The sequence below is a fragment of the Pectobacterium sp. HCp5_1 genome (genome assembly GCF_032905925.1).
GTDB lineage: Bacteria > Pseudomonadota > Gammaproteobacteria > Enterobacterales > Enterobacteriaceae > Pectobacterium > Pectobacterium brasiliense_A.
Genome location: NZ_JAUMIO010000001.1, coordinates 173,604 through 194,601 on the forward strand (window position 1 = coordinate 173,604; position 20,998 = coordinate 194,601).

Annotated in this window: 20 protein-coding genes; 1 reads left to right on the forward strand and 19 read right to left on the reverse strand. The window is 53.1% G+C overall.

Annotated elements, in window-relative coordinates; all coding sequences use genetic code 11:
- Window positions 1-187: 187 nt before the first annotated feature.
- The 10 genes from kdsB to Q3A88_RS00870 all read right to left on the reverse strand — a co-directional run bounded on the left by kdsB (window position 188) and on the right by Q3A88_RS00870 (window position 10,745).
- Window positions 188-940 carry a 3-deoxy-manno-octulosonate cytidylyltransferase gene (kdsB, locus tag Q3A88_RS00825; RefSeq protein ID WP_317177231.1) on the reverse strand — a complete coding sequence of 251 codons (753 nt, stop codon included), beginning with the start codon at window positions 938-940 and terminating at the stop codon, window positions 188-190.
- The gene (locus Q3A88_RS00830; protein WP_005967647.1) at window positions 937-1,119 is read right to left on the reverse strand and encodes a Trm112 family protein; all 183 of its coding nucleotides are present in this window, start codon (window positions 1,117-1,119) and stop codon (window positions 937-939) included. Before Q3A88_RS00830 ends, kdsB begins: the two co-directional genes overlap by 4 nt.
- A gap of 111 nt (window positions 1,120-1,230) precedes the next feature.
- Complete coding sequence (gene lpxK / locus Q3A88_RS00835; protein WP_110163019.1) at window positions 1,231-2,232, reverse strand: tetraacyldisaccharide 4'-kinase; 1,002 nt, start codon at window positions 2,230-2,232, stop codon at window positions 1,231-1,233.
- A complete protein-coding gene (gene msbA, locus Q3A88_RS00840) occupies window positions 2,229-3,977 on the reverse strand; it encodes a lipid A ABC transporter ATP-binding protein/permease MsbA (RefSeq protein ID WP_317177280.1) in 1,749 nt (582 codons plus the stop codon). Before msbA ends, lpxK begins: the two co-directional genes overlap by 4 nt.
- Window positions 3,978-4,014: 37 nt before the next feature.
- Window positions 4,015-6,306, reverse strand: coding sequence for a ComEC family protein (locus Q3A88_RS00845; RefSeq protein WP_317177232.1), 2,292 nt, complete (start codon window positions 6,304-6,306; stop codon window positions 4,015-4,017).
- Between the two features lie 310 nt (window positions 6,307-6,616).
- Entirely contained in the window at window positions 6,617-6,934 is a 318-nt protein-coding gene (gene tmaR / locus Q3A88_RS00850; protein WP_005967626.1) for a PTS system regulator TmaR, read from the reverse strand.
- 133 nt (window positions 6,935-7,067) lie between these two features.
- Window positions 7,068-7,826 (reverse strand): ABC transporter ATP-binding protein, encoded by a 759-nt coding sequence (locus tag Q3A88_RS00855; RefSeq protein ID WP_010277081.1) that lies wholly within the window; start codon window positions 7,824-7,826, stop codon window positions 7,068-7,070.
- On the reverse strand, window positions 7,823-8,830 hold the full coding sequence (locus tag Q3A88_RS00860) for an iron chelate uptake ABC transporter family permease subunit (protein WP_110163020.1): 1,008 nt from the start codon (window positions 8,828-8,830) through the stop codon (window positions 7,823-7,825). Before Q3A88_RS00860 ends, Q3A88_RS00855 begins: the two co-directional genes overlap by 4 nt.
- Window positions 8,817-9,779, reverse strand: a complete 963-nt coding sequence (locus Q3A88_RS00865; protein WP_317177233.1) for an ABC transporter permease — start codon at window positions 9,777-9,779, stop codon at window positions 8,817-8,819. Before Q3A88_RS00865 ends, Q3A88_RS00860 begins: the two co-directional genes overlap by 14 nt.
- A 21-nt stretch (window positions 9,780-9,800) precedes the next feature.
- The gene (locus Q3A88_RS00870; protein ID WP_410522753.1) at window positions 9,801-10,745 is read right to left on the reverse strand and encodes a siderophore ABC transporter substrate-binding protein; all 945 of its coding nucleotides are present in this window, start codon (window positions 10,743-10,745) and stop codon (window positions 9,801-9,803) included.
- A 303-nt stretch (window positions 10,746-11,048) separates the two neighbouring features.
- On the opposite strand from Q3A88_RS00870, the gene sbcB reads away from it, so the two are divergent.
- Window positions 11,049-12,476: an exodeoxyribonuclease I gene (gene sbcB / locus Q3A88_RS00875; RefSeq protein WP_317177235.1), complete on the forward strand. Its 1,428-nt coding sequence runs from the start codon at window positions 11,049-11,051 to the stop codon at window positions 12,474-12,476.
- Between the two features lie 75 nt (window positions 12,477-12,551).
- Here the strand turns inward: sbcB and Q3A88_RS00880 are convergent, their stop codons facing one another.
- From Q3A88_RS00880 to citC, 9 genes are all read right to left on the reverse strand, one after another.
- A complete protein-coding gene (locus Q3A88_RS00880; protein WP_317177236.1) occupies window positions 12,552-13,922 on the reverse strand; it encodes an APC family permease in 1,371 nt (456 codons plus the stop codon).
- Window positions 13,912-14,118 (reverse strand): hypothetical protein, encoded by a 207-nt coding sequence (locus Q3A88_RS00885; RefSeq protein WP_014915104.1) that lies wholly within the window; start codon window positions 14,116-14,118, stop codon window positions 13,912-13,914. The genes Q3A88_RS00880 and Q3A88_RS00885 overlap by 11 nt, the downstream gene beginning before the upstream one ends.
- 412 nt (window positions 14,119-14,530) lie before the next feature.
- The gene (locus tag Q3A88_RS00890; protein WP_014915103.1) at window positions 14,531-15,286 is read right to left on the reverse strand and encodes a flagellar brake protein; all 756 of its coding nucleotides are present in this window, start codon (window positions 15,284-15,286) and stop codon (window positions 14,531-14,533) included.
- A gap of 378 nt (window positions 15,287-15,664) precedes the next feature.
- Window positions 15,665-16,570: a triphosphoribosyl-dephospho-CoA synthase CitG gene (citG, locus tag Q3A88_RS00895; RefSeq protein WP_317177237.1), complete on the reverse strand. Its 906-nt coding sequence runs from the start codon at window positions 16,568-16,570 to the stop codon at window positions 15,665-15,667.
- The gene (gene citX / locus Q3A88_RS00900; protein WP_317177238.1) at window positions 16,548-17,075 is read right to left on the reverse strand and encodes a citrate lyase holo-[acyl-carrier protein] synthase; all 528 of its coding nucleotides are present in this window, start codon (window positions 17,073-17,075) and stop codon (window positions 16,548-16,550) included. The genes citG and citX overlap by 23 nt, the downstream gene beginning before the upstream one ends.
- A gap of 26 nt (window positions 17,076-17,101) precedes the next feature.
- On the reverse strand, window positions 17,102-18,631 hold the full coding sequence (gene citF / locus Q3A88_RS00905) for a citrate lyase subunit alpha (protein WP_317177239.1): 1,530 nt from the start codon (window positions 18,629-18,631) through the stop codon (window positions 17,102-17,104).
- Between the two features lie 53 nt (window positions 18,632-18,684).
- Entirely contained in the window at window positions 18,685-19,560 is an 876-nt protein-coding gene (gene citE / locus Q3A88_RS00910) for a citrate (pro-3S)-lyase subunit beta (protein WP_010277112.1), read from the reverse strand.
- On the reverse strand, window positions 19,560-19,850 hold the full coding sequence (gene citD, locus Q3A88_RS00915) for a citrate lyase acyl carrier protein (RefSeq protein ID WP_010277114.1): 291 nt from the start codon (window positions 19,848-19,850) through the stop codon (window positions 19,560-19,562). The genes citE and citD overlap by 1 nt, the downstream gene beginning before the upstream one ends.
- Before the next feature lie 23 nt (window positions 19,851-19,873).
- On the reverse strand, window positions 19,874-20,938 hold the full coding sequence (citC, locus tag Q3A88_RS00920) for a [citrate (pro-3S)-lyase] ligase (RefSeq protein WP_317177281.1): 1,065 nt from the start codon (window positions 20,936-20,938) through the stop codon (window positions 19,874-19,876).
- Between the last annotated feature and the right edge of the window lie 60 nt (window positions 20,939-20,998).

Below are 20,998 nucleotides of genomic sequence, written 5' to 3' on the forward strand. Positions count from 1 at the left end.
ATAAGACATCGGCATAAATAACGCGACACAGCGTAATTTGAGAGTTTTTAAGAATAGTTATCTAAATAAGTGCTAAATAATTTAAAAGATAAAATATCTTATTAAGAGAAACGTCATGGGGGAAAGCCTATTCCAGCAAGAATAGATTCCCCCATGACGTGCTTATAACCGGCGGGTGTGGCAGACCTTACTGACTCGCTATGACATGTCGCACACGGGCCAGATCTTCTGGGGTATCCACGCCGACGCTAGGAATAGCTTTGGCGACCGCAACGTGAATCTTCTCGCCGTACCACAGCACGCGCAGTTGCTCCAGTAATTCGATTTGCTCCAGCTGGCTCGGTGCCCAACTGACATAACGACGCACAAAGCCCGCACGGTAAGCATAGATACCGATATGCCGCAGGAAGTGATCGCCAATGGTTTCCTTAGACTGAGCAAAACGCTCTCTGTCCCAGGGAATAGTCGCTCGGGAAAAATACAGCGCGTATCCTTCAGCGTCGGTAACGACTTTTACCGCATTCGGATTGAATGCTTCTTCGCTGGTTTCAATCGGCACCGCCAGTGTCGCCATTCCTGCTTTACTGGCAGCGAGGTTTTCCGCCACCTGACGAATGATAACGGAAGGAATGAGCGGTTCATCGCCCTGAACGTTCACGATGATGTCATCATCGGTAAAACCGTAACGTTCGATGACTTCAGCCAGGCGCTCTGTACCAGAATTATGATCGGCGCGAGTCAGGCACACTTCACCGCCCGCTTGCTGCACGGCCGCCTCGACGTCGGGATGATCGGTGGCCACAATAACGCGCTGCGCCCCCGATTCCAGCGCCCGTTCCATCACATGGACGACCATTGGTTTGCCGTTGATGTCCGCCAGCGGTTTACCCGGCAGTCGGCTTGACGCAAAACGCGCAGGAATGATCACAGTAAAGGTCATTGTGTTATCTCATCAGCCCCGAGTTTACGCGCTTCGTTTTCCAGCAGCACAGGGATACCATCACGAACCGGATAGGCCAAACCATCGACCTTGCATATCAGTTCCAGTTTCTCTTTATTAAAGTACAGCCGACCATTACAAACAGGACAGGCAACAATCTCAAGTAAACGGTGATCCATGCTTCCTCCATCTTTGGCCGATCGATGACCGGCATGTTCTTTCTCGCTACAGCAGCGATCTAATAAGGTGATATCCACAAGGGATATCTGAAACCGTGGTAGCAGACCAATTTATGCTCTGCTGCCCGCATTCCGATTAAGCACATGTTCCAGTTTGTCGAGCAATTGCGTGCCATAGGGCTCAGCTAACACGGCATCGACGGGCAGATACCACCAGTTATCCTGAGCAAATGCCTTACATTTTACGGCATCTTTTTCCGTCATCAGCAGCGGCTGTGTCGCATCCTGAGTCAGCGAGTTGAGCTGTTCTGGCTGGTACGATTGGTGGTCAGCAAAGGCAACTTCACGTGCAATGCTAACACCAGCATCGCGCAGCGTAGCAAAAAAACGCGGAGGATGTCCGATGCCTGCCATCGCAACGACATCATGCAACTGGTTCAGCGGTCGTGACTCACCAGAAAGCAAGTTAACCGCCATACCCGCCGTGAGTGTCATGCCTATCTCATTTGCTCTCGGCGTCCCGCCGTTAACAATAACGGCATCCACCGATGCCAGACGGCTTTCTCTTTCCCGCATTGGGCCCGCTGGCAGCCACCATCCGTTGCCAAAACGCCGCATCCCGTCAATCACAACCAGTTCGATATCTCTTTCCAACGCATAGTGCTGCAATCCATCGTCGGTGATCACCACATCTAGCGTGTGCTGTGCCAATAATGCGCTCACGGCATCCCGACGACGGGGAGCGACCGCCACGGGTGCACCGGTACGCTGGAAAATCAACACCGGTTCATCGCCAGCCTGCGCCGTCGTGACCGACTCATCCAGCAACAGCGGATAACGTTCAGCTTTCCCGCCGTAACCACGTGATACTACGCCGACACGATAGCCTCTGCGTCGCAGCTGTTCGGCGAGCCAAATGACGACCGGTGTTTTCCCATTACCACCCGCCGTCAAATTCCCCACAACCACGATGGGCACAGGAGATCGCCAGCTTTTCCGCCATCCCCATCGATAGCTCTGGCGAATCAGAAACGTGATGAGTCCGTATAGCCACGAAAGCGGCAGCAGCAGCCAATAGAGCCGTGATTGCCCAGACCAGATACGTTCAATCATTCGCCAAACTGCATTCTATGCAACTGAGCGTAGGCACCGTTCTCCGCCAGTAGCGCAGCATGGTTACCACGCTCAATGATTCTGCCGTCCTCGACAACCAGAATCTCATCCGCTTTTTCAATCGTGGAAAGGCGGTGTGCAATCACCAGCGCGGTGCGATCTTTTTGCAGTTCGTCTAAGGCAGACTGAATCGCACGCTCAGATTCCGTGTCCAGCGCCGACGTCGCCTCATCCAATATCAGGATCGGGCTATCCCGCAACAGCGCACGGGCAATCGCGATACGCTGCCGCTGTCCACCAGAAAGCATCACGCCATTTTCACCAATGATCGTATCCAGACCGTGTTCCATCTTATTGATGAAATCCATCGCATACGCCATTGTCGCCGCGCGCTCAATTTCCTCACGGCTATAGTGCTCATTGCGGGCATAGGCGATGTTGTTTGCTATCGTGTCGTTGAACAGATGGACGTTTTGAGAAACCAGCGCCACCTGATTACGCAAGGAAGACAGGCGATATTCACGAAGATCGTGGCCATCGAGCAGAATTTCACCGGATTGAATGTCATAAAAACGCGTGATCAAACTGGCAATCGTTGATTTACCGGAACCAGATCGGCCAACCAACGCCACTGTTTTACCCACGGGGATATGCAGATTGATATTTCTCAGCGCCAGATTTTCTCTTCCCGGATAAGCGAAATTCACCTGACGGAATTCGAGTTCACCTTTCGCACGTTCGATCTCAAGTTTGCCCGTGTCACGCTCTTGCTCCATATCCAGAATCGCAAACAGCGTCTGACACGCGGCCATACCGCGCTGGAACTGCGCGTTAACGTTGGTCAGTGATTTTAACGGACGCATCAGTGCGATCATGGAAGAGAACACCACCGTGATTGTCCCCGCAGTTAGCGTTTCCATCACGCTGGGGAAACTGGCGGCATACAGTACAAAGGCCAACGCCAGCGAAGCAATCAACTGAATAATAGGATCGGAAATCGACGACGCGGACACCATTTTCATGCCCTGCTGACGCATCCGGTTGCTGACCTGATCAAAACGTTTGGTTTCAACTTCCTGGCCGCCAAACATCAGCACTTCTTTGTGGCCTTTAAGCATTTGCTCCGTACTGGTGGTGACGTGCCCCATCGTATCCTGCATATTTTTACTGATATTGCGGAAGCGTTTGGACACCATGCGCATGGCAATCGATACGATTGGCGCAATCACAATCAGAATGATGGACAACTGCCAGCTGTAGTAGAACATCAGAATAAACAGGCCGATAATTGAGGCCCCTTCTCTGACAACCGTAATCAACGCACCTGACGACGATGCCGCGACCTGCTCCGAATCGTAGGTGATTCGGGATAACAACGTCCCAGTTGACTGCTGATCGAAGAACGACACCGGCATCCCCATGATATGGGAGAACAGGCGGCGACGCATATTCATCACCACTTTGCCGGAAACCCAGGCAACGCAGTAGCTGGACACGAAGCCTGACGCCCCTCTTACTAGCATCAACCCAATGACGACCAACGGCATCCAGAGCAATACGGAACGTTCCGCTTTGCCAAATCCTTCATCCAGCAAGGGCTTAAGCAGGGAGAGCATCAAGGTATCGCCGGCTGCGTTAATAATGAGTGCAATTGCAGCAGCAGCAAGCCCTGCCTTAAAAGGAGAGATCATCGGCCAGAGGCGGCGAAAGGTCTGCCAGGTGGAGAGATCTTTATCATTCAGCATGTAGTAAACCTGAATCGGGAAGAAATAGCCGACCATTTTACTCATTATACCGCTCTACGCCAAACCACTGATGATACCAACGAGGCGATATGTGATCCCTGAACCGCAGAATGCGCCATGAATTGCTGAAAAAACGAGCACTTAACTGCCCGAATGACGCGGTATCCAGCCATGAGTAGCCATAGTGCCGATATCGTTCAACAATCTTTACTGAAGGCAACCGCCACGGGTTATAACGCGCCGCAGAAGCCATAGCAAACTCGGCATTAACCGCACGAATAAAGGAAGGCGATGATGATGTCTTACTGCCATGGTGAGGGATTTGTAACAAATTCGCACGCAGGGCATGACGATCTAACCTAATCAATGCCTTTTCCGCATCTGACTCCAGATCGCCTGTCAGTAAGACGCTGTATTTTCCATCATCAACGCGAATAACACAGGAGTCGTTATTTTCCGCTCGTTCTACGAGCGCTAACGGCCACAGCACGGTAAACGTGAGATCCTGCCAGCGCCAACGCTCGCCGCGTAGGCAAGAACGATGATGCATCACGTTGGTCGCGCTATATATCGTTGCTTCAGGGTAAGCCACCTGTAGAGTTCCCAGTCCCCCAATGTGATCCATATGGCTATGGCTCAGGATAATGTTTTCCACGTCAACGCCCCGCCATCGCAGGTAGGGTAGAATTTCTCGCGTCGCCATATCGCCTCCTTCCCAGCGGTTTCCCGTGTCGTATAGTACCGCTTTCCCACGCTGCTCGATCACAATCGCCAGACCGTGCCCGACATCCAACATGTCCACACGCCAGTCCGGCTCATCAGTCTTTATGCGAAAAACCAGCAAAACCACAATCAGAGCACCGACGCTCATCGGATAGACGCGCCACCAGCTAAAGCGCCATATCACAACCGCGCCCCAGCCCGCGACGCTCGCAAGCAGCAGCGATGCATCAAGATATACCCACCCCGTCTGTAAGTACGTCAGTGGAGCAAATACTACACGCAGCGAAATATCCGCCAGCCACCAGAGCATTTCACTCAGCGGCGCGAATGCCAGCGTGCTCAATGCCAGCAAAATGAGCGGAGTGGTAACGAAGGACACCAAAGGCACAGCCCAAAGGTTTGCGGGCAGCGAGGTGATACTAAAACCGTGGAAAATATGAAGCTGCAAGGGCATCAATAGCAGAGTGACTCCCGTTTGCAGGTGGATCCAGCGCAGCCAGAACCAACGCCGTCGGGTCTGTAGCCGATGAGGAAGCGGTGCCCACTGAAACCAGAAAATGAGCGATGCGACAGCGAGGCAAGATAGCCAAAAACTGTCTGACAGTACGCTCAATGGATCGCTGACCAGAATCAACGCGACACACCATAGCCAGACCTGCCAAGCTGAACCGTTGATGTTCCACACTTTTAGGCAAACCCATACGCTAAGCGCCAGAGCAGATCGTACCGCAGGCGGATTTCCCCCTGCCAGCCAGACATACCCCCAGGCAACCACAGCGCTCGTCAGTAATGGGAAACGATAGCCCATCCACTGCACGGGAAAGCCATACTGTAACGCCCGCGCCATTCCCCAACCAACCAGACCTGCAAGCACGATATGGAGGCCAGAGATCGCCATCAGGTGCATCGTCCCGGTATTCTGAAGTAGCGCCTTGAGCTCTGGGCTAACCGTTTTCATCTCACCAAACGTCAGCGCCAGTAAAATAGAACGCCACGCTAATCCCTGCACCTGCTGCTCCGCCTGTACAATCGTGCGCTGGCGAAAGTCACAATGGCTATCAACCGCCTTTGCCGTTATCACACGACCTGACAACGGTTGCCGTTTGGCTATCGCCCAGCGTTGGCTATCAAAACCGCCTTCATTTAGTCGACTGTGAATAGGTCGTAAACTGGTGGTAATTGCCCAACGTTGACCACCACACCAGTTTTCCATAGCCGGTGATAAGGTCAGTTGAGCATATAACGGAGGGAAGATCCGGCGCTGATTGATCTCTTCCAGCCGAACCGTGATCCCATCCTCATCCTGCTCATTGAATCGTATGCTGCTGATCGTCACGACAGCGTTAACCTGACCCTGCGTAACGCGCTCGATTTGTAACAGTAAAGTTTGAGCATTCAACAAGGCCCAGCAAAAACTCATGGCAACAAGCGCCACACAGCGTATCCCCGCGTGACGATATCCTACCAACATCACACAGGTGGATAACCCAATGCCCCACCACAGCAGCATTTGCGCGGGAATCTGCGGTAAGAAAAGCAACGGCAAAATACCCAGCACGCTCGCCCAAGCCAGACTATTTACTGACATCATCCCTTTTACTGACATCGTCCTTTGCCATGACACACCCTGTGGTTCGTCCTAGCATGTTGCAGTAACTCAAACTGATGCAATAGGACGAAAACTTCAGGTAGGGAAACGCTTCGCAAGAAAACGGCTAAATTGCAAACAATGCCATTCAGCGTGCGAGCTGGATTCCAGTTTTTCAGGTGTTTGATACTGCGATAATTGACGGAAAATTGATTGCAAAGAAGGAAGTGAATAATGAGGCGATTAAAAAGAAAAAGGACCGCAGAAGCGATCCTTTTACAGGCGCTATTTACCGTAACGTTGGTTACAGTAAAAACGATGCGTCAGGTTACTTAACTTCGCCCATCGCTTTCAGCTTTTTAGACAGCTCACGGCGCTCTTTCGACAGATCGGCGTTTTTGATGATGTAGTCATCAACACGGTCTTCATAATCACCGCGCATGTTGGCGATGATATTTTGCACGTCTTCAATGGACATGCCAGGTTTAAGATATTCGCTCAGGTTGTCCAGCAGCAGGACGCGCTTCTGGTTATCACGAATTTTCTTTTCGTTGTCGACGATTTCACGCTGAAGCTTGTTTTTACGACGAAACATGCGCACGAATTCCAGCACATCCTGGAAACACGGCTTAGTGTCCTTATCCATCTTTTACCCTTACCTTAAGTCATACATAAATTCTTTATGCATTCACCATACAGGTTATACCCAGCGTCTTTCAAGCAGTGCTTACGCCCTTTGCGCTAACACCTCGCTGAGCGGATAATCTGTCATCAAACCATCAACGATAATATACCGCGATACGTTGGTTATGAACCTGCTCGATGGCCACTTCCGTATCGAAAATATCTTCCAACACCTCGGACACCATGATGTCTTCCGGTTTTCCCGTGTAGATGATCTGCCCTTTGCGCATCGCAATAATGTAATCCGAATAGGCGGAAGCAAAGTTGATATCATGGATAACCAGCACGATGGTTTTACCTAGCTCATCGGCCGCACGGCGAATCTGTTTCATCATCGCCACCGCGTGCTTCATATCCAGATTATTCAGCGGTTCATCCAGCAGTACATATTCCGTGTCCTGACACAGCACCATCGCGACATAGGCACGCTGGCGCTGGCCACCGGAAAGCTCATCTAAAAAGCGATCTTTCAATTCGGTCAGGTTGAGGAACGCCAGCGCGGCGCTGATGCGTTCACGATCGTCAGCATTTAGTCGCCCTTTGGTATAAGGGTAGCGACCGAAACCTACCAGCTCCGCTACCGTTAAGCGGCTGGTAAACTGGTTTTCCTGCCGCAACACAGATAAACACGTCGCCAGCTTATCGCTTGGCGTGGTCATCACGTCCATGCCGTTGACTTTTACCTGTCCGCGATCCGCGTCCAGCAGGCGACTGATGATGGACAACAATGTCGACTTCCCTGCCCCATTCGGGCCGATAATCGACGTGACGCCACCACGAGGCACCGTCGCGGTGACATTATCTAATACCTTAACGTTGTTATACGCTTTGGTTACATTGCCGATCTCAATCACACGGAAACCTTTTTCAGTAGCAACACAATAAACAGCGATCCACCCACAAATTCGATCACGACCGACAGCGCACCAGACATATCCAGCAGATGCTCAAGTACCAGTTGTCCACCAACCAGTGAAATAACGCCCAGCAGGAAAGCGGCGGGCAGCAACAGGCGATGCTGGCTGGAACCAATCACTAAATAGGCCAGGTTCGCGACCATAAAGCCCAAAAAGGTAAGCGGACCGACCAACGCCGTTGAAATAGCAACCAGCACGGAAACCAGCAGCAGAATGATCGTGACGCTGCGTTTGTAGTCGATACCTAGGTTAATCGCGTTATTACGCCCCAGCGCCAGTACATCAAACCGAAAGCGCATACGCCAGATCACTACCGCGACCACCAGCGTAATTCCAACCGACAGCGCCACCAGTTCAGGCACGGTACGGGTGAAGGTGGCAAACATCCGCCCCTGTAAGATGGCGAACTCGCCGGGCGTCAGCAAACGCTGCATTAAACCCGCCATGCTGCGAAACAGCGTGCCGCAGATAATCCCGACCAGTAAAACCAAATGCAGGTTATTGCGGCTGCCGGTAAACAGCCAGCGGTACAGCAGCGCGGAGAAGAGAATCAGCAGCAGCGTCTCAAGAACGAATTTTCCTTCAACGCCCAGCCCCGGAATGCCGCTAATGCCGAAAACAAATACCAGCGACGTCTGAATCAGGATAAACAGGGCTTCAAACCCCATAATCGACGGCGTCAGCACCCGGTTATTCGTCACCGTTTGGAACAGCACGGTCGAGGCACTGGCAGCAAACGCCACCAGCAGCATCGTCGTCAACATCAACCCGCGGTGCGTCAAAATGTAGCGCAGGTTGCTGCCTAAATTGATGGTCATAAACAGCACGATCACCACGGCAGCCGCAACAGCCAGCCACATCAACCGCTGCGTCGGCGATAACCCCGCTCGTTTTTCGCTGATGGGTCCGGTCAGCACCGTATTACGTTCATTGACTGACATGGCGTTTCTGGCTTAGCAATAAGAGAAGGAAAACGGCAGCGCCAATGACGCCAAGAATCACGCTCACCGGAATCTCGAAAGGATAGCGAATCACGCGGCTGATAATATCGCAGCACAGCACCAGACCACCGCCGAGCAGGCACACCCACGGGATCGTTTTGCGCACATTGTCGCCCATCATCATGCTGATCAGGTTCGGCACGATCAGTCCGATAAACGGCAAGCTACCGACCACCACGACCACTACGCCGCTGACGATGGCGATAATGCTCAGCCCCATCATCATCACCTGCCGATAGTTAAGGCCGACATTGACGGAGAACTCACGCCCCATGCCCGCGACCGTGAAGCGATCAGCGATCCAGCAGGCCACCAGCGTTAACGCACCAACCAGCCAAAGCAGTTCGTAACGCCCCTGCAAGACACCGGAGAAATCGCCCGATTCCCAACTGCCGAGCGCCTGTAGCAGATCAAAATACATCGCGCCAAACGTGGTGATTGAACTGATAACCGCACCCAGCATAATGCCGACCAGCGGCACCACCAGCGCGGATTTCAGCACAATTCGCTGTAGCAGCATCATGAACAGGAAGGTACCCGCTAAAGCGAACAGGCTCGCCACCACCATCTTGGTGAAAATCGTCGCTCCGGGCACGACGATCATCACCACCAGCAAACCTAAGCTAGCCGACTGTGTGGTTCCCGCCAGAGACGGTTCGACAAAACGGTTTTGCGTCAGCAACTGCATGATGAGACCAGCCACACTCATGGCGCTACCTGCCAGCAGCAAAGCCAGCGTGCGAGGAACGCGGCTGATAAAGAAAATATCGCGCATTTCCGGGTCGTTCCACACAGCCTGCATATTCAGTTGCCCTGCCCCAACAAACAGGCTGACAACGATCATGCAGGCCAGAAAAACCAGACCCAGCGAATAGTAAAAAGACTTCATTGATTCTGCCGTAACCTGCCGTTATTGCTTATCTAACGCGTCACTGACGGTACTCACGAGGTTTTTATAGCTTTGCAGCCCCCCAGCGATATACAGCGATGCAGAATCCAGATAGATCACGCGATTATTTTTCCAGGCGTTGGTTTTGTGAATCAGCGGGTTATCCAGCACTTGCTGGGCCGATTCTCCACCCGGGCGACCAATCGCACTGTCACGATCGAGAATGAACAGCCATTCCGGGTTCACGCTCAGTAAGAATTCTGAGGTCACCACGTTGCCATGACGCCCAGACTCAGGGAACTCAGTCGCGGGTTTAAAGCCCAGCTCATCAAACACGAAGCCGAAACGCGATTTAGGACCGTAGGCAGACATTTTGCCGCCGCTGACCATCAGAACCAGCGCATTGCCTGCATTTTCCGTTTTAGCGCGCGTTTGGGCGATCTGCTGTTTGAAATCATCAATCTGTTTCTTCGCGTCATCTTCTTTACCGAAGATGGTGCCCAGTTGCTCGATGCGTTGGGTAAAACTCGTCATAAACTGGTGCTCATCCACGTCCATTGAGATCGTCGGTGCAATACCGCTCAACTTGTCGTAGGCGTCGCGCGTACGTCCACCGGCAATAATCAGATCGGGCTTCGCGCTGCTAAGCGCTTCATAGGCAGGTTCAAACAGCGTCCCGGCGTTCAGGTAAGTATCGCTGTTATATTTTGATAAAAACGCGGGCAGCGGCGTGCTGCTTTTTGGTACACCAGCAATCCCTTCAACCTTCAATGCATCCAGCGTATCCAATGAGGCGGGATCAAACACAATCACTTTCTTCGGCGGCTGTGGAACCTGAGTGGTGCCCTGCGCATGCTCAATGCTGACCGTGTGGCTTCCTTCTGAAGGCGATGCCTGCTGATCGCAGCCGGCCAGAACAAACATAGATGCCAATAACGTCGCCTTCACTGCAAACGCTGCATTCAATCGCACCGCATTTAACCGCATAAGTGTGTTCTCCATTTCGCTGTTTGTTGCCGAATGCCACCCCGCAGAGTGATCTACGGGGTAATAAAGAATTTAATTATCATTCGCATTAGAACGAAAATTGTAACCGAATGGACACAGTCATGCCTAGCGATTCTGTCTACCCTCCTATTGATGTAAGTCAGGGAAGTGGTGCAAATCAGGAAAGCGCCACAGAAAAGTTGATTCAATGGTATCCTTGCCGTTTTCCAGATTGTTTTGCCTGATTTCAGGCTCAGCGCGCACACGTAGCTAACTGCATATATGGCCGAGAAAACACAACCCACTTTTTTCATACATGACTACGAGACGTTCGGTAAACATCCAGCGCGCGATCGCCCTGCGCAGTTTGCGGGTGTCCGTACCGATATGGACTTCAATATTATCGGTGAGCCGCTAGTCATTTATTGTCGTCCGGCGGATGATTACCTGCCGGAACCGGAAGCGGTGATGATCACCGGAATTACGCCACAGGTTGCGCTGGCAAAAGGCGTCAATGAGGCGGAGTTCGCTCGTCAGATCCACGACGCGTTCAGCGTGCCCAGCACCTGTATTATGGGCTACAACAATATTCGCTTTGATGATGAAGTCAGCCGCAATATTTTCTATCGCAACTTCTACGATCCTTACGCCTACAGCTGGCAAAACGGCAATTCCCGCTGGGATTTGCTGGATGCGTTACGCGCCTGCTATGCCCTGCGACCGGAAGGCATCGTCTGGCCGGAAAACGATGACGGCTTGCCCAGTTTCCGCCTTGAGCATCTGACGAAAGCCAACGGTATTTCGCACGAGCAGGCGCATGATGCGATGTCCGACGTTTATGCCACCATCGCTATGGCGAAGCTGTTCAAGCAGGCGCAGCCTAAACTGTTTGAATATCTGTTCCTGCTACGTAACAAAAACAAAATTTCCGCGCTGATTGATATCCCGCAAATGAAGCCGCTCGTTCACGTGTCTGGCATGTTTGGCGCGGCGAGGAGCAATACCAGTTGGGTTGTTCCACTCGCCTGGCATCCGGACAACCGTAATGCGGTCATCATGTGCGATCTGGCTGGCGATATGACGCCGCTGCTGGAACTGGACAGCGCAGCCTTGCGCGAACGGTTATACACCCGCCGGGATGCGCTGGAGGCGGATCAGAGTGCCGTTCCACTCAAGCTGGTGCACATCAATAAATGTCCGGTCTTAGCACCAGCCAATACCTTACGGCCGGAAGATGCGGAAAGATTAGGCATCGATCGTCAACGCTGTCTGGACAATCTCGCACTGCTACGTAGCAACGCGAGCGTCAGGGAAAAAGTGGTGGAGCTGTTTGCTGAAGCCCCCGCATTCGCCGCATCTGATGATGTCGATTTACGGCTTTATGATGGCTTCTTTGGCGATGCTGACCGCATGGCGATGAAGATTATTCAGGAGACCGCTCCGCAGAACCTGCCCGCGCTGGATCTCACGTTTGCCGATAATCGTCTGGAACCGCTGCTCTTCCGCTATCGCGCCCGCAATTTCCCCGGCACGCTGGACGACCGCGAACAGCAGCGTTGGTTGCAGCATCGGCGTGCGGTCTTTACGCCGGAGCGCTTGCAGGACTATATGTCAGAACTCAGCAACCTTTATCAACTGCACGAAGACGATAAAGAGAAGATGGCACAGCTAAAAGCACTGTACGCCTATGCGCAGGAGCTGGTGGGCTAAGATAGCCGCCTAAAGCCATAAAAAAGCGGAGCACAGTGGCTCCGCTTTTCTCTTTTAGGCATGTCGTCGGTTTATTTAAACCGGTTCTTCGCTACATTGCGGTACTGGCTGACGGAAACTGCGTGTCACAAACGCCAGATAGAGCAATCCAATCGTTGCCCACACCAGACCCAGCGTCATTGAGCTAGCTTCCAGGTTCACCCACAGTGCACCCACCGTCAACGCGCCCAGCACAGGCATCACGAGGAAGTTAATCGTGTCTTTCACGGTACGATTACGGCGCTCACGAATATAGAACTGTGAAATAACCGACAGGTTCACGAACGTAAACGCCACCAGCGCACCGAAGTTGATCAGCGCCGTCGCCGTCACCAGATCGAACGACACCGCAGACAGTGCAATAGCGCCAACCAGTAAGACGTTCAAAGACGGCGTACGCCATTTCGGGTGGATATAGCCGAAGAAGCGCTCTGGGAATACGCCATCACGCCCCATGACATACATCAGGCGAGACACGCCTGCGTGTGCCGCCATACCGGATGCCAGTACGGTGACGCAGGAGAACACCAGAATAACGGACTGGAAGAATTTACCCGCAACATACAGCATGATTTCCGGCTGAGACGCATCCGGCTCTTTAAAGCGCGAAATATCCGGGAAATACAGTTGCAGGAAGTACGCCACGGCAACAAAGATCACCCCGCCGATCAGCGCCGTCAGGAAGATGGCTTTTGGAATCACCCGACCTGCGTCCTGCGTTTCTTCCGACAGCGAGCTGATGCCGTCAAAACCGAGGAACGAGAAGCAAAGAATGGTTGCACCGGTAATCATCGGCACCACATGGGCGTTCTCAGACCAGAACGGACGCGTACTGGTCAGCGTACCAGCCCCTTCGCCCAGATAAACACCGTGAATCACCAGACCGAGGAATATCGCCATGATCGCAACCTGCACCACCACGATAATGGAGTTCAGGTTAGCAACCAGACTGATACCACGCAGGTTAAACAGCGTCATCAAGCCGACCAGCGCCGCCACAAAAATCCATGACGGTACGCCGGGGAAGATCGCTTCCAGATAGATTTTCGCCAGCAGGATGTTGATCATCGGCATGAACAGATAGTCCAGCAGTGACGACCAGCCGACCATAAACCCAACGTGTGGGCTGATCGCTTTTTGCGCGTAAGTATAAGCAGAGCCCGCAGATGGGAAACGTTTTACCAGTTTGCCATAGCTCAGCGCCGTGAACAGAATGGCGACCAGCGCAAACGCATAGGCCGTTGCCACATGGCCGTCGGTCAAGCCAGACACGATACCGAAGGTATCAAAAATGGTCATCGGCTGCATGTACGCCAGCCCCATCATAACGACAGGCCACAGCGTGAGCGTTCTTTTTAACTGAGCACGTTTTGCGCCAGCATTAGGCAGCTGAGAATCAAGCGACATGGCGCACACCTCCGTTCATCACGGCAGGAGCATACGCACCGAAAACAAATGAGTGGATACAGGACTCGCCTGAATCACGATGAGAAGAGGTGGCTGTAACAGCACCAGAGATAACTTGCGACTGCGTCGCGCCATAACCAATACCATTGCAGCACAAACCGGCGGGCACCGGTGCGAAACGTGTTAATTGCCCCATCTTTCCTTTCCTCACTGTGCTCACAGGCACACACAAAATTATCTATCCGGATCGTTGTCCGGCCTCTTTGGTTGAAGACCCTATACCCAGCAAACCTGAGCCACAGAGAAAAGGTAAGAAACCACACCAATACCCCTGTAACCTGAAAGGTTGACGAGCATAAATGTAAAAAAATAACCGACGCTATTAGACGTCGGTTATTTGCAAGGCGCGTATTCTGCACCACTCGATCTCATCTGACAAGGCTCTGAGAACGTTGGAAACCATTTATTTATCCCCACCCTTCTTCGAGAAGCCTGTACGTTGGCTTTTCGCATGACTTATGGGTAATAGGTAGGATAAATAAGCGAATACTCGTTATAAAAACGTTGCTGTTATGTGTGAAGCCCAAACAAAAAGTTGTGCTTAAAAATTACAACTCCTGGAATCGCTTTTTCTTTTCGTTTTGTAATCTTTCCAACTCAAAAATCACCTGCTGGAGGTCCCGTTCCTGCGATGCGTTCAGTGAAGGGAACTTGAAGCTCAGACGCTGCGTCAGTTTCAATTCACCTTTGTTATCGACGATCTTCACCATTGCCTGACCGACAAACTGCAAATCAACACAGAAAAAACCGTGGTCAGCCAGATCCATCTCCACGCTCTTAATGATGTCGCCTTCGGTCAACAGCCCCGTGGTATCACGGTCGGTATACAGGCTCAATCCACCCAGAGAGAGATCTTTAATGGTGAACAGGAAAACACTCTCATCCGGCAGTTCGCCACGGCACGTCAACGGCGGCCACAGCGGCGTGTTGATGCGGAAATAGGTTCTGCGTTGGATAAGATAAAGCAGCTCAGGAATCTGCGCGCTAAAGGCTGGCAGCCCGTCGTAAGTCACCGTTTTTGCAATTTCAGCATTGAATTCAACTTTTGCACCGGCAGGTTCTGCCACAAAAGACAGCGCCCCCGCATACAGCGCGCGGTTATTCTCACGCTCAATGCCGCCTAAATCGAAGACAAACAGGTTGTTATCGGGTACAACGTCAAGAATTTTACTGATGAACTGTCCGTGAGAATGATGAACCATCAAAGACGTATCATTCTTCTTTAACTCGCGCAGTGTTGCACAGATGGCCAGTTTGTTGCGCTTAACAAACTGCTCTTTCAAATTTTCATTCACCGCTTTCATCCCCACCATTGTTTACACAGAGTATGTGTCAATGGCTTATATTGATGCACGCCTCTTCGTTATCTTTCAAGTCCCATGTGTGCCAACACGATGCACTGCACTGGCTGCATATTGAAAACGATTACTCGGAGTACCTGAAACAGCATGAAACCTACCCTAACTAACTCAAGTTACAGGGAGGCAAGCGAAGAACAAACTCGTGGAAAGGAATTTGAGCAGCCAGCACGTACGTAACTCGAAGTATGACGGGTAGAAGTTGGTGAAAACGATATCGGCAATTTTCTCAATAACTTTAGCGGAACAAGAGAAAAAGTGTTAAGGCGCGGTCAAAAATGAAACGCATCGCTGCCAGCGCCTTTTATCGCACCTGTTCGTTTGCTAGTCGGCAGGATAGTGATACAGCAGCCAGGTTAAGGCCAGTAGATCGGCGCTGCCGCCCGGGCTAAGGTTTCTGGCAATCAGCGCGTCGTCCATCTCTCTCAGCGCCTGACGATCCAGCGGCCCCGTCAGCAATCTCCGCGCGTAATCTTGCACAAACGCCAGCCCGTCCATGCCGCCGCGTGAAACGACATTGGTGTCCGGGTTGTGGGCCATCAACACCAGTAGCGTCCGTAACAGCGCGGTTTCATCATCCCCCCCTGCAGCAATCGCCTGCTGCAAGGCAGGCAACGCGTACTGGCATACGGTACTGAAACCGCTGGCGGCTTCTCCCCTTGCCCCCGTCAGGCCATGACGCTGATAGAGATGTTCACCCGCCGTCGCTGCACCAGAACACGCCTCCAGCTCATTCCGCACCAAATCGTGACACATTGCCGCCACGCTATCGCACAAGCTACGCTGCGTTACACGTTCTCCCCGCCCTGCCAGCCAACCGGCAGCCGTACACAGCAGGCCAAACGCGAAAATCCCACCTTTATGGGTATTCACACCTTTCGTCGCTGACAGCATCGCCTGTTCGCAGGCGATGCCGATAGGCCGAACCTGAGACAGCAACTGCGCTAGCGGTGTGTTAGCGTGCTGATAACCCGCGTCGGTAAAATGCCGAAACCAGGGGGATATCGCCTGAATGCTGGTCTGAAACAGCGCGACATCCATATCGCGGTGAGATCCGTTATTGGCGCGATCCACCAGTCCGGGCTTCGGCGTCAGCATCACTTCCATCGTCAGCGCGTGCGTCACTCGTCGGTCGATATCCGGTAACGCGCCGCACTCCCGATAATCGCCGACTGCGGAACGGGATACCGCAGCCGACAGTACACCGTCAGGCTGGCGTAAAGTAGGCATTAACCTTTTCCTCAATGTGCTCAAGCAGCTCAGGCAGAGAATGGCGACGCGAACGGCTACAGGCGTGTGCCATCTGGTCGCACAATAGGCACGTTCTCCCACCGTGTGCCAGCACCGACCGGCCAATCGATCCGTCTTCCGGGCTGAAAATGTCGAAATCCCATAGCCGACCCAGCTCATGGCTATCTTCCAGCGCAATGGTCGCGGCTTTCACGGACAGCGCATCTTTAGTGATCGCCCACAGCCCTTCCGCGCCCGTTGTCAGCCAGCATGTCTGCTGCTCCAGCACCGTCCACCCTCTGGTCTGACATAGAAACGTGAATGCCTTGATCGCTTCGGCCATCACCTGCCGATAGCCTTCGCTATCTTTTACCGGCCCCGGCGTGACCAGCGTCAGCGACACCAGCGTCGCACCGTGGCGGGCAAGCCATTCTTGTTGGCGAACTGCGCGGCGTTCCTTCGCCGCGAGTAAGGTTTCCAGCGAGATGGAAACAGCATTTGTCATCGTCGATTCCCTCATGCGTTTACCGCTTATTCGCCGGCTTCTTTCACCTGACGAACGACGTCAATCACGCTGCCATCGCGGTAGCGAATAACGCCGACGATACGATCGTGAAACTCGATAGCGCGTGGTTCACCCACCAGCGCAATCGCACGCTGATACAGCGCCTCAATCGTCATCACCGTCAGCCCCGCCTGTTTCAGGCGTTCAGCAATTTCAGGTCGCGCGGGGTTGACGGCAATACCGTGATCGGTCACCAGTACGTCAATGCTTTCTCCCGGCGTAACACGCGTCGTCACCTGACGCACCACGGTCGGGATGCGGCTACGAATCAGCGGCGCAACAACGATGGTCAGGTTCGCTGCCGTCGCGACGTCACAGTGTCCGCCGGACGCACCGCGCATCACGCCGTCGGAGCCGGTGATCACGTTGACATTAAAGTCGGTGTCAATTTCCAGCGCGCTGAGAATCACCATATCCAACTGATCGCAGCAGGCCGCTTTAGAGCTGGGATTGGCGTAAACGTTAGTGGAAATCTCGACGTGATTCGGGTTCTTCGCCAGCGATGCGGCCGCATTGGCATCGAAACACTGGGTATCGATCAGCTTTTCGATCAGCCCTTTTTCGTGCAGATCGACGATACCGCCCGTGATGCCGCCGAGGGCGAAGCGCGCCACGATGTTCTGCTGACGCATTTTATCTTCGAGGAAACGCGTACAGGCCGTCGAGGCCGCGCCGGAACCGGTCTGGATCGAGAAACCATTTTTGAAATAACCGGCATGTTCAATCACGTCTGCCGCGGAACGGGCAATCAGCAGCTCACGCGGGTTGCTGGTAACGCGCGCCGCACCTACGCTGATTTTGGCCGGATCGCCCACTTCATCGACCTGAACAATGTAGTCCACCTGATCCTGCACAATGCTGGCTGGCATGTTCGGGAACGGCACGAGCGCTTCCGTCAACAGCACCACTTTACGGGCAAACTGTGCATCGACCATCGCATAGCCCAGCGAGCCGCAGCTGGATTTCCCGACGGTACCGTTGGCATTGCCAAATTCATCGCTGCACGGCACCCCCAAGAAAGCGACGTCGATATTCAGTTCACCGCTTTGCAGCAGATGGACGCGACCACCGTGGGAATGAATCTGTACCGGTTCTTTCATTAATCCGTGAGAGATGGCATCGGCCAATTTGCCGCGCATCCCCGAGGTATAAATCCGGCTGACTACGCCCGCTTTAATATGGTCGATCAGTGATGCGTTACAGCTCATCAGCGAGCTGGATGCCAACGTCAGATCGCGAAAACCCATCCGTGCCAGCGTATCAATCACCCGATTAATGACTTTATCGCCTTCGCGGAAATGGTGGTGGAAAGAGATCGTCATCCCGTCTTTCAGTCCGCTGTGACGAATCGCCTCTTCCAGATCGGCGCACAGTTTGCGTTCATGTTTTTGTGCAACATCATTCAACCACGGCGTATGTTGATTCGCGTTGACGAAGGGTTGCAGATGGCGTTTTTCCGGGTACTGCTTTTGCAGTGCTTCAATAAAATGACTCATTATCTAATCCTGTAATTCCTGAGAGCGGCAATTGCGGTGCAATCACGCAATGGCTATTTGCGAACGCCGGAGGCCTGAGCACGTTCCAGCACTCTTCTGGCGTGGTCGATAATCGGCCCGTCGATCATTTTTCCGTTCAGGGAAATAACGCCCAGACCGGCACGTTCGCCCTCTTCAGCGGCTTTGATCACCAGATGGGAATAGTCCACTTCATCCTGCGTAGGCGCATAGGCGTTGTGTAACAGCTCAATCTGACGCGGGTTAATCAGGGATTTACCGTTGAAGCCCAGCTTACGGATCAGATCGACCTCTTTCAGGAAGCCTGCATCGTCATTGACGTTGGGATAGACCACGTCGAAGGCGTCGATACCGGCAGCACGAGCGGCATGCAGCACCGCACAACGGGCATAAAACAGCTCCGTGCCGTCACCGCGTTCCGTTTGCATATCCATCACGTAGTCGAACGCCGCCAGCGCAATCCCGATCATGCGCTCGGAAGAGCGTGCAATCGCGACCGCGTTAATCACGCCGACCGCAGACTCAATCGCGGCCATGATGCGCGTAGAACCCACTTCACGACCGCAGGCCTTTTCGATACGCACCAGATGGCGCTCCAGCTCATCGACATCATCGGTGGAATCGGTTTTAGGCAGACGGATCACATCCGCACCGCCGCGCACGGCCGCTTCCAGATCCAGCAGGCCAAACGGCGTACTGAGCTGGTTGATGCGTACCACAGTTTCAATATCACGGTACATCGGGTGTTGGAGCGCATGGAAAACCAGCAGGCGTGCGGTATCTTTCTCGCGCAGGGAAACGGCATCTTCCAGATCGAACATAATGGAGTCAGGCTTATAGATAAACGCATTGGACAGCATGGCGGCGTTCGCGCCCGGGAGGAACAACATACTGCGGCGAAGCTTATTCATTACAATTTCTCCCATTCAATCTGCTGTCCGTCTGCGGCGCGCAGTACCGCGCTTTGCACTCGAGCACGGATGACACAATCCAGCGCGCCTTTGTCATCCACAATGATCGTCCCTTCCTGTACGCCCAGTTCTTTCAGCGTGTCATTCACGACCTGTTTGATTTGGTGACCGAACTGTTTCATGACTTCGCTGTTAATGACCACGGTGAGTTTCCCGTCAGCCGGTGCCACTTTGACCAGCAAATCGCTGGATTCAAAGGTGCCAGCAAGGGACTCCTTAACAATCTTCATAGACTTATCCTGATTAATTTTAATTACGCGTATTCGGGCTCGTAATAGCGCTGTAAATGCGCAAAGGTTGAGGCTGGCACGATGTCCTGAATACGGCTGTACTGCCGAAGCTTGAGTAATTTCCTGACTTCCGAAGCGGAAATAGCCAGTCCTGATGTTTGCCGTTTACGTTCAATTTCAACCACGCTTAACGCCGGGGAAGACACCGTCTGGTCTTTCTCCAGCCAGTAGTGCATGTCCTGGTTGTACTGATACGTCACCGGGCAAAAGGGTTCGGTGCCGACGAAGCGCTGGGTAATACCGAGCGCCGGCGCGATATATTTCCTGAAAATGAGTAAATCCAGCGCCGCATGAGCACGGGTGATGAGTTTCTCTTCCTTCAGGAAATAGCCGGGAAAGGTCGCCTTAGAGATCATGTAGTTCGAACCGGCATGTACCGTCACATTGCGGATGTGTTCCACGCCGCGCTGCACCATCTCCAGGCGCTCGCTGAACGGGAAAAAGGACACGTCTTCCCGCACCACGAAGATGTGCAGCCAGTCACACGACTGTGCCGCATGCTCGGCCAGATAGCGGTGACCCAGCGTGAAAGGGTTCGCGTTCATCACAATCGCGCCGATCTTTTTATCTGTCCGCGTCGCAAGCGGTTCAGGGTACGCAAAGGCCGCCAAAGACTGGCAATACTGCTGGATGCCAATCGGCGTGTTTTCCATCAGCACCGCGTTGTCCTGATAACACACCAGCGGGTAGAAGCCACATCCGCGAAAGATGTCGACATTTTCCGGTCGGGTATAGAGAAACAGGTGGAAGTGGCCGCGCTGCGCCGCCTGCTGCATCACTTCATTCACCACCTGCACACCCAGATTGAGGTGTCTGAATTCAGGATCGACCGCAACGCACTTTATGGTGTTGGCGGCCAGCCCAGCGCAGGCAATCAGCCGCCCGCCCCGTTTGCCAACCACCACGATGTCGATATCGTCATCCATGCCGAGCTGGCAGTGTGCGAGGAACTGGCGCACCGCGTTCCTCTCCTGCTCCCGAAGGCGCACATCCAGCGTGTCAAAAAAGACGGAATCATTGGCATACATCACGGTTCTTCCTGCAACTCGAATTATTTAGGCAATCTATTGCAAGCTGCCGGTTTAGCG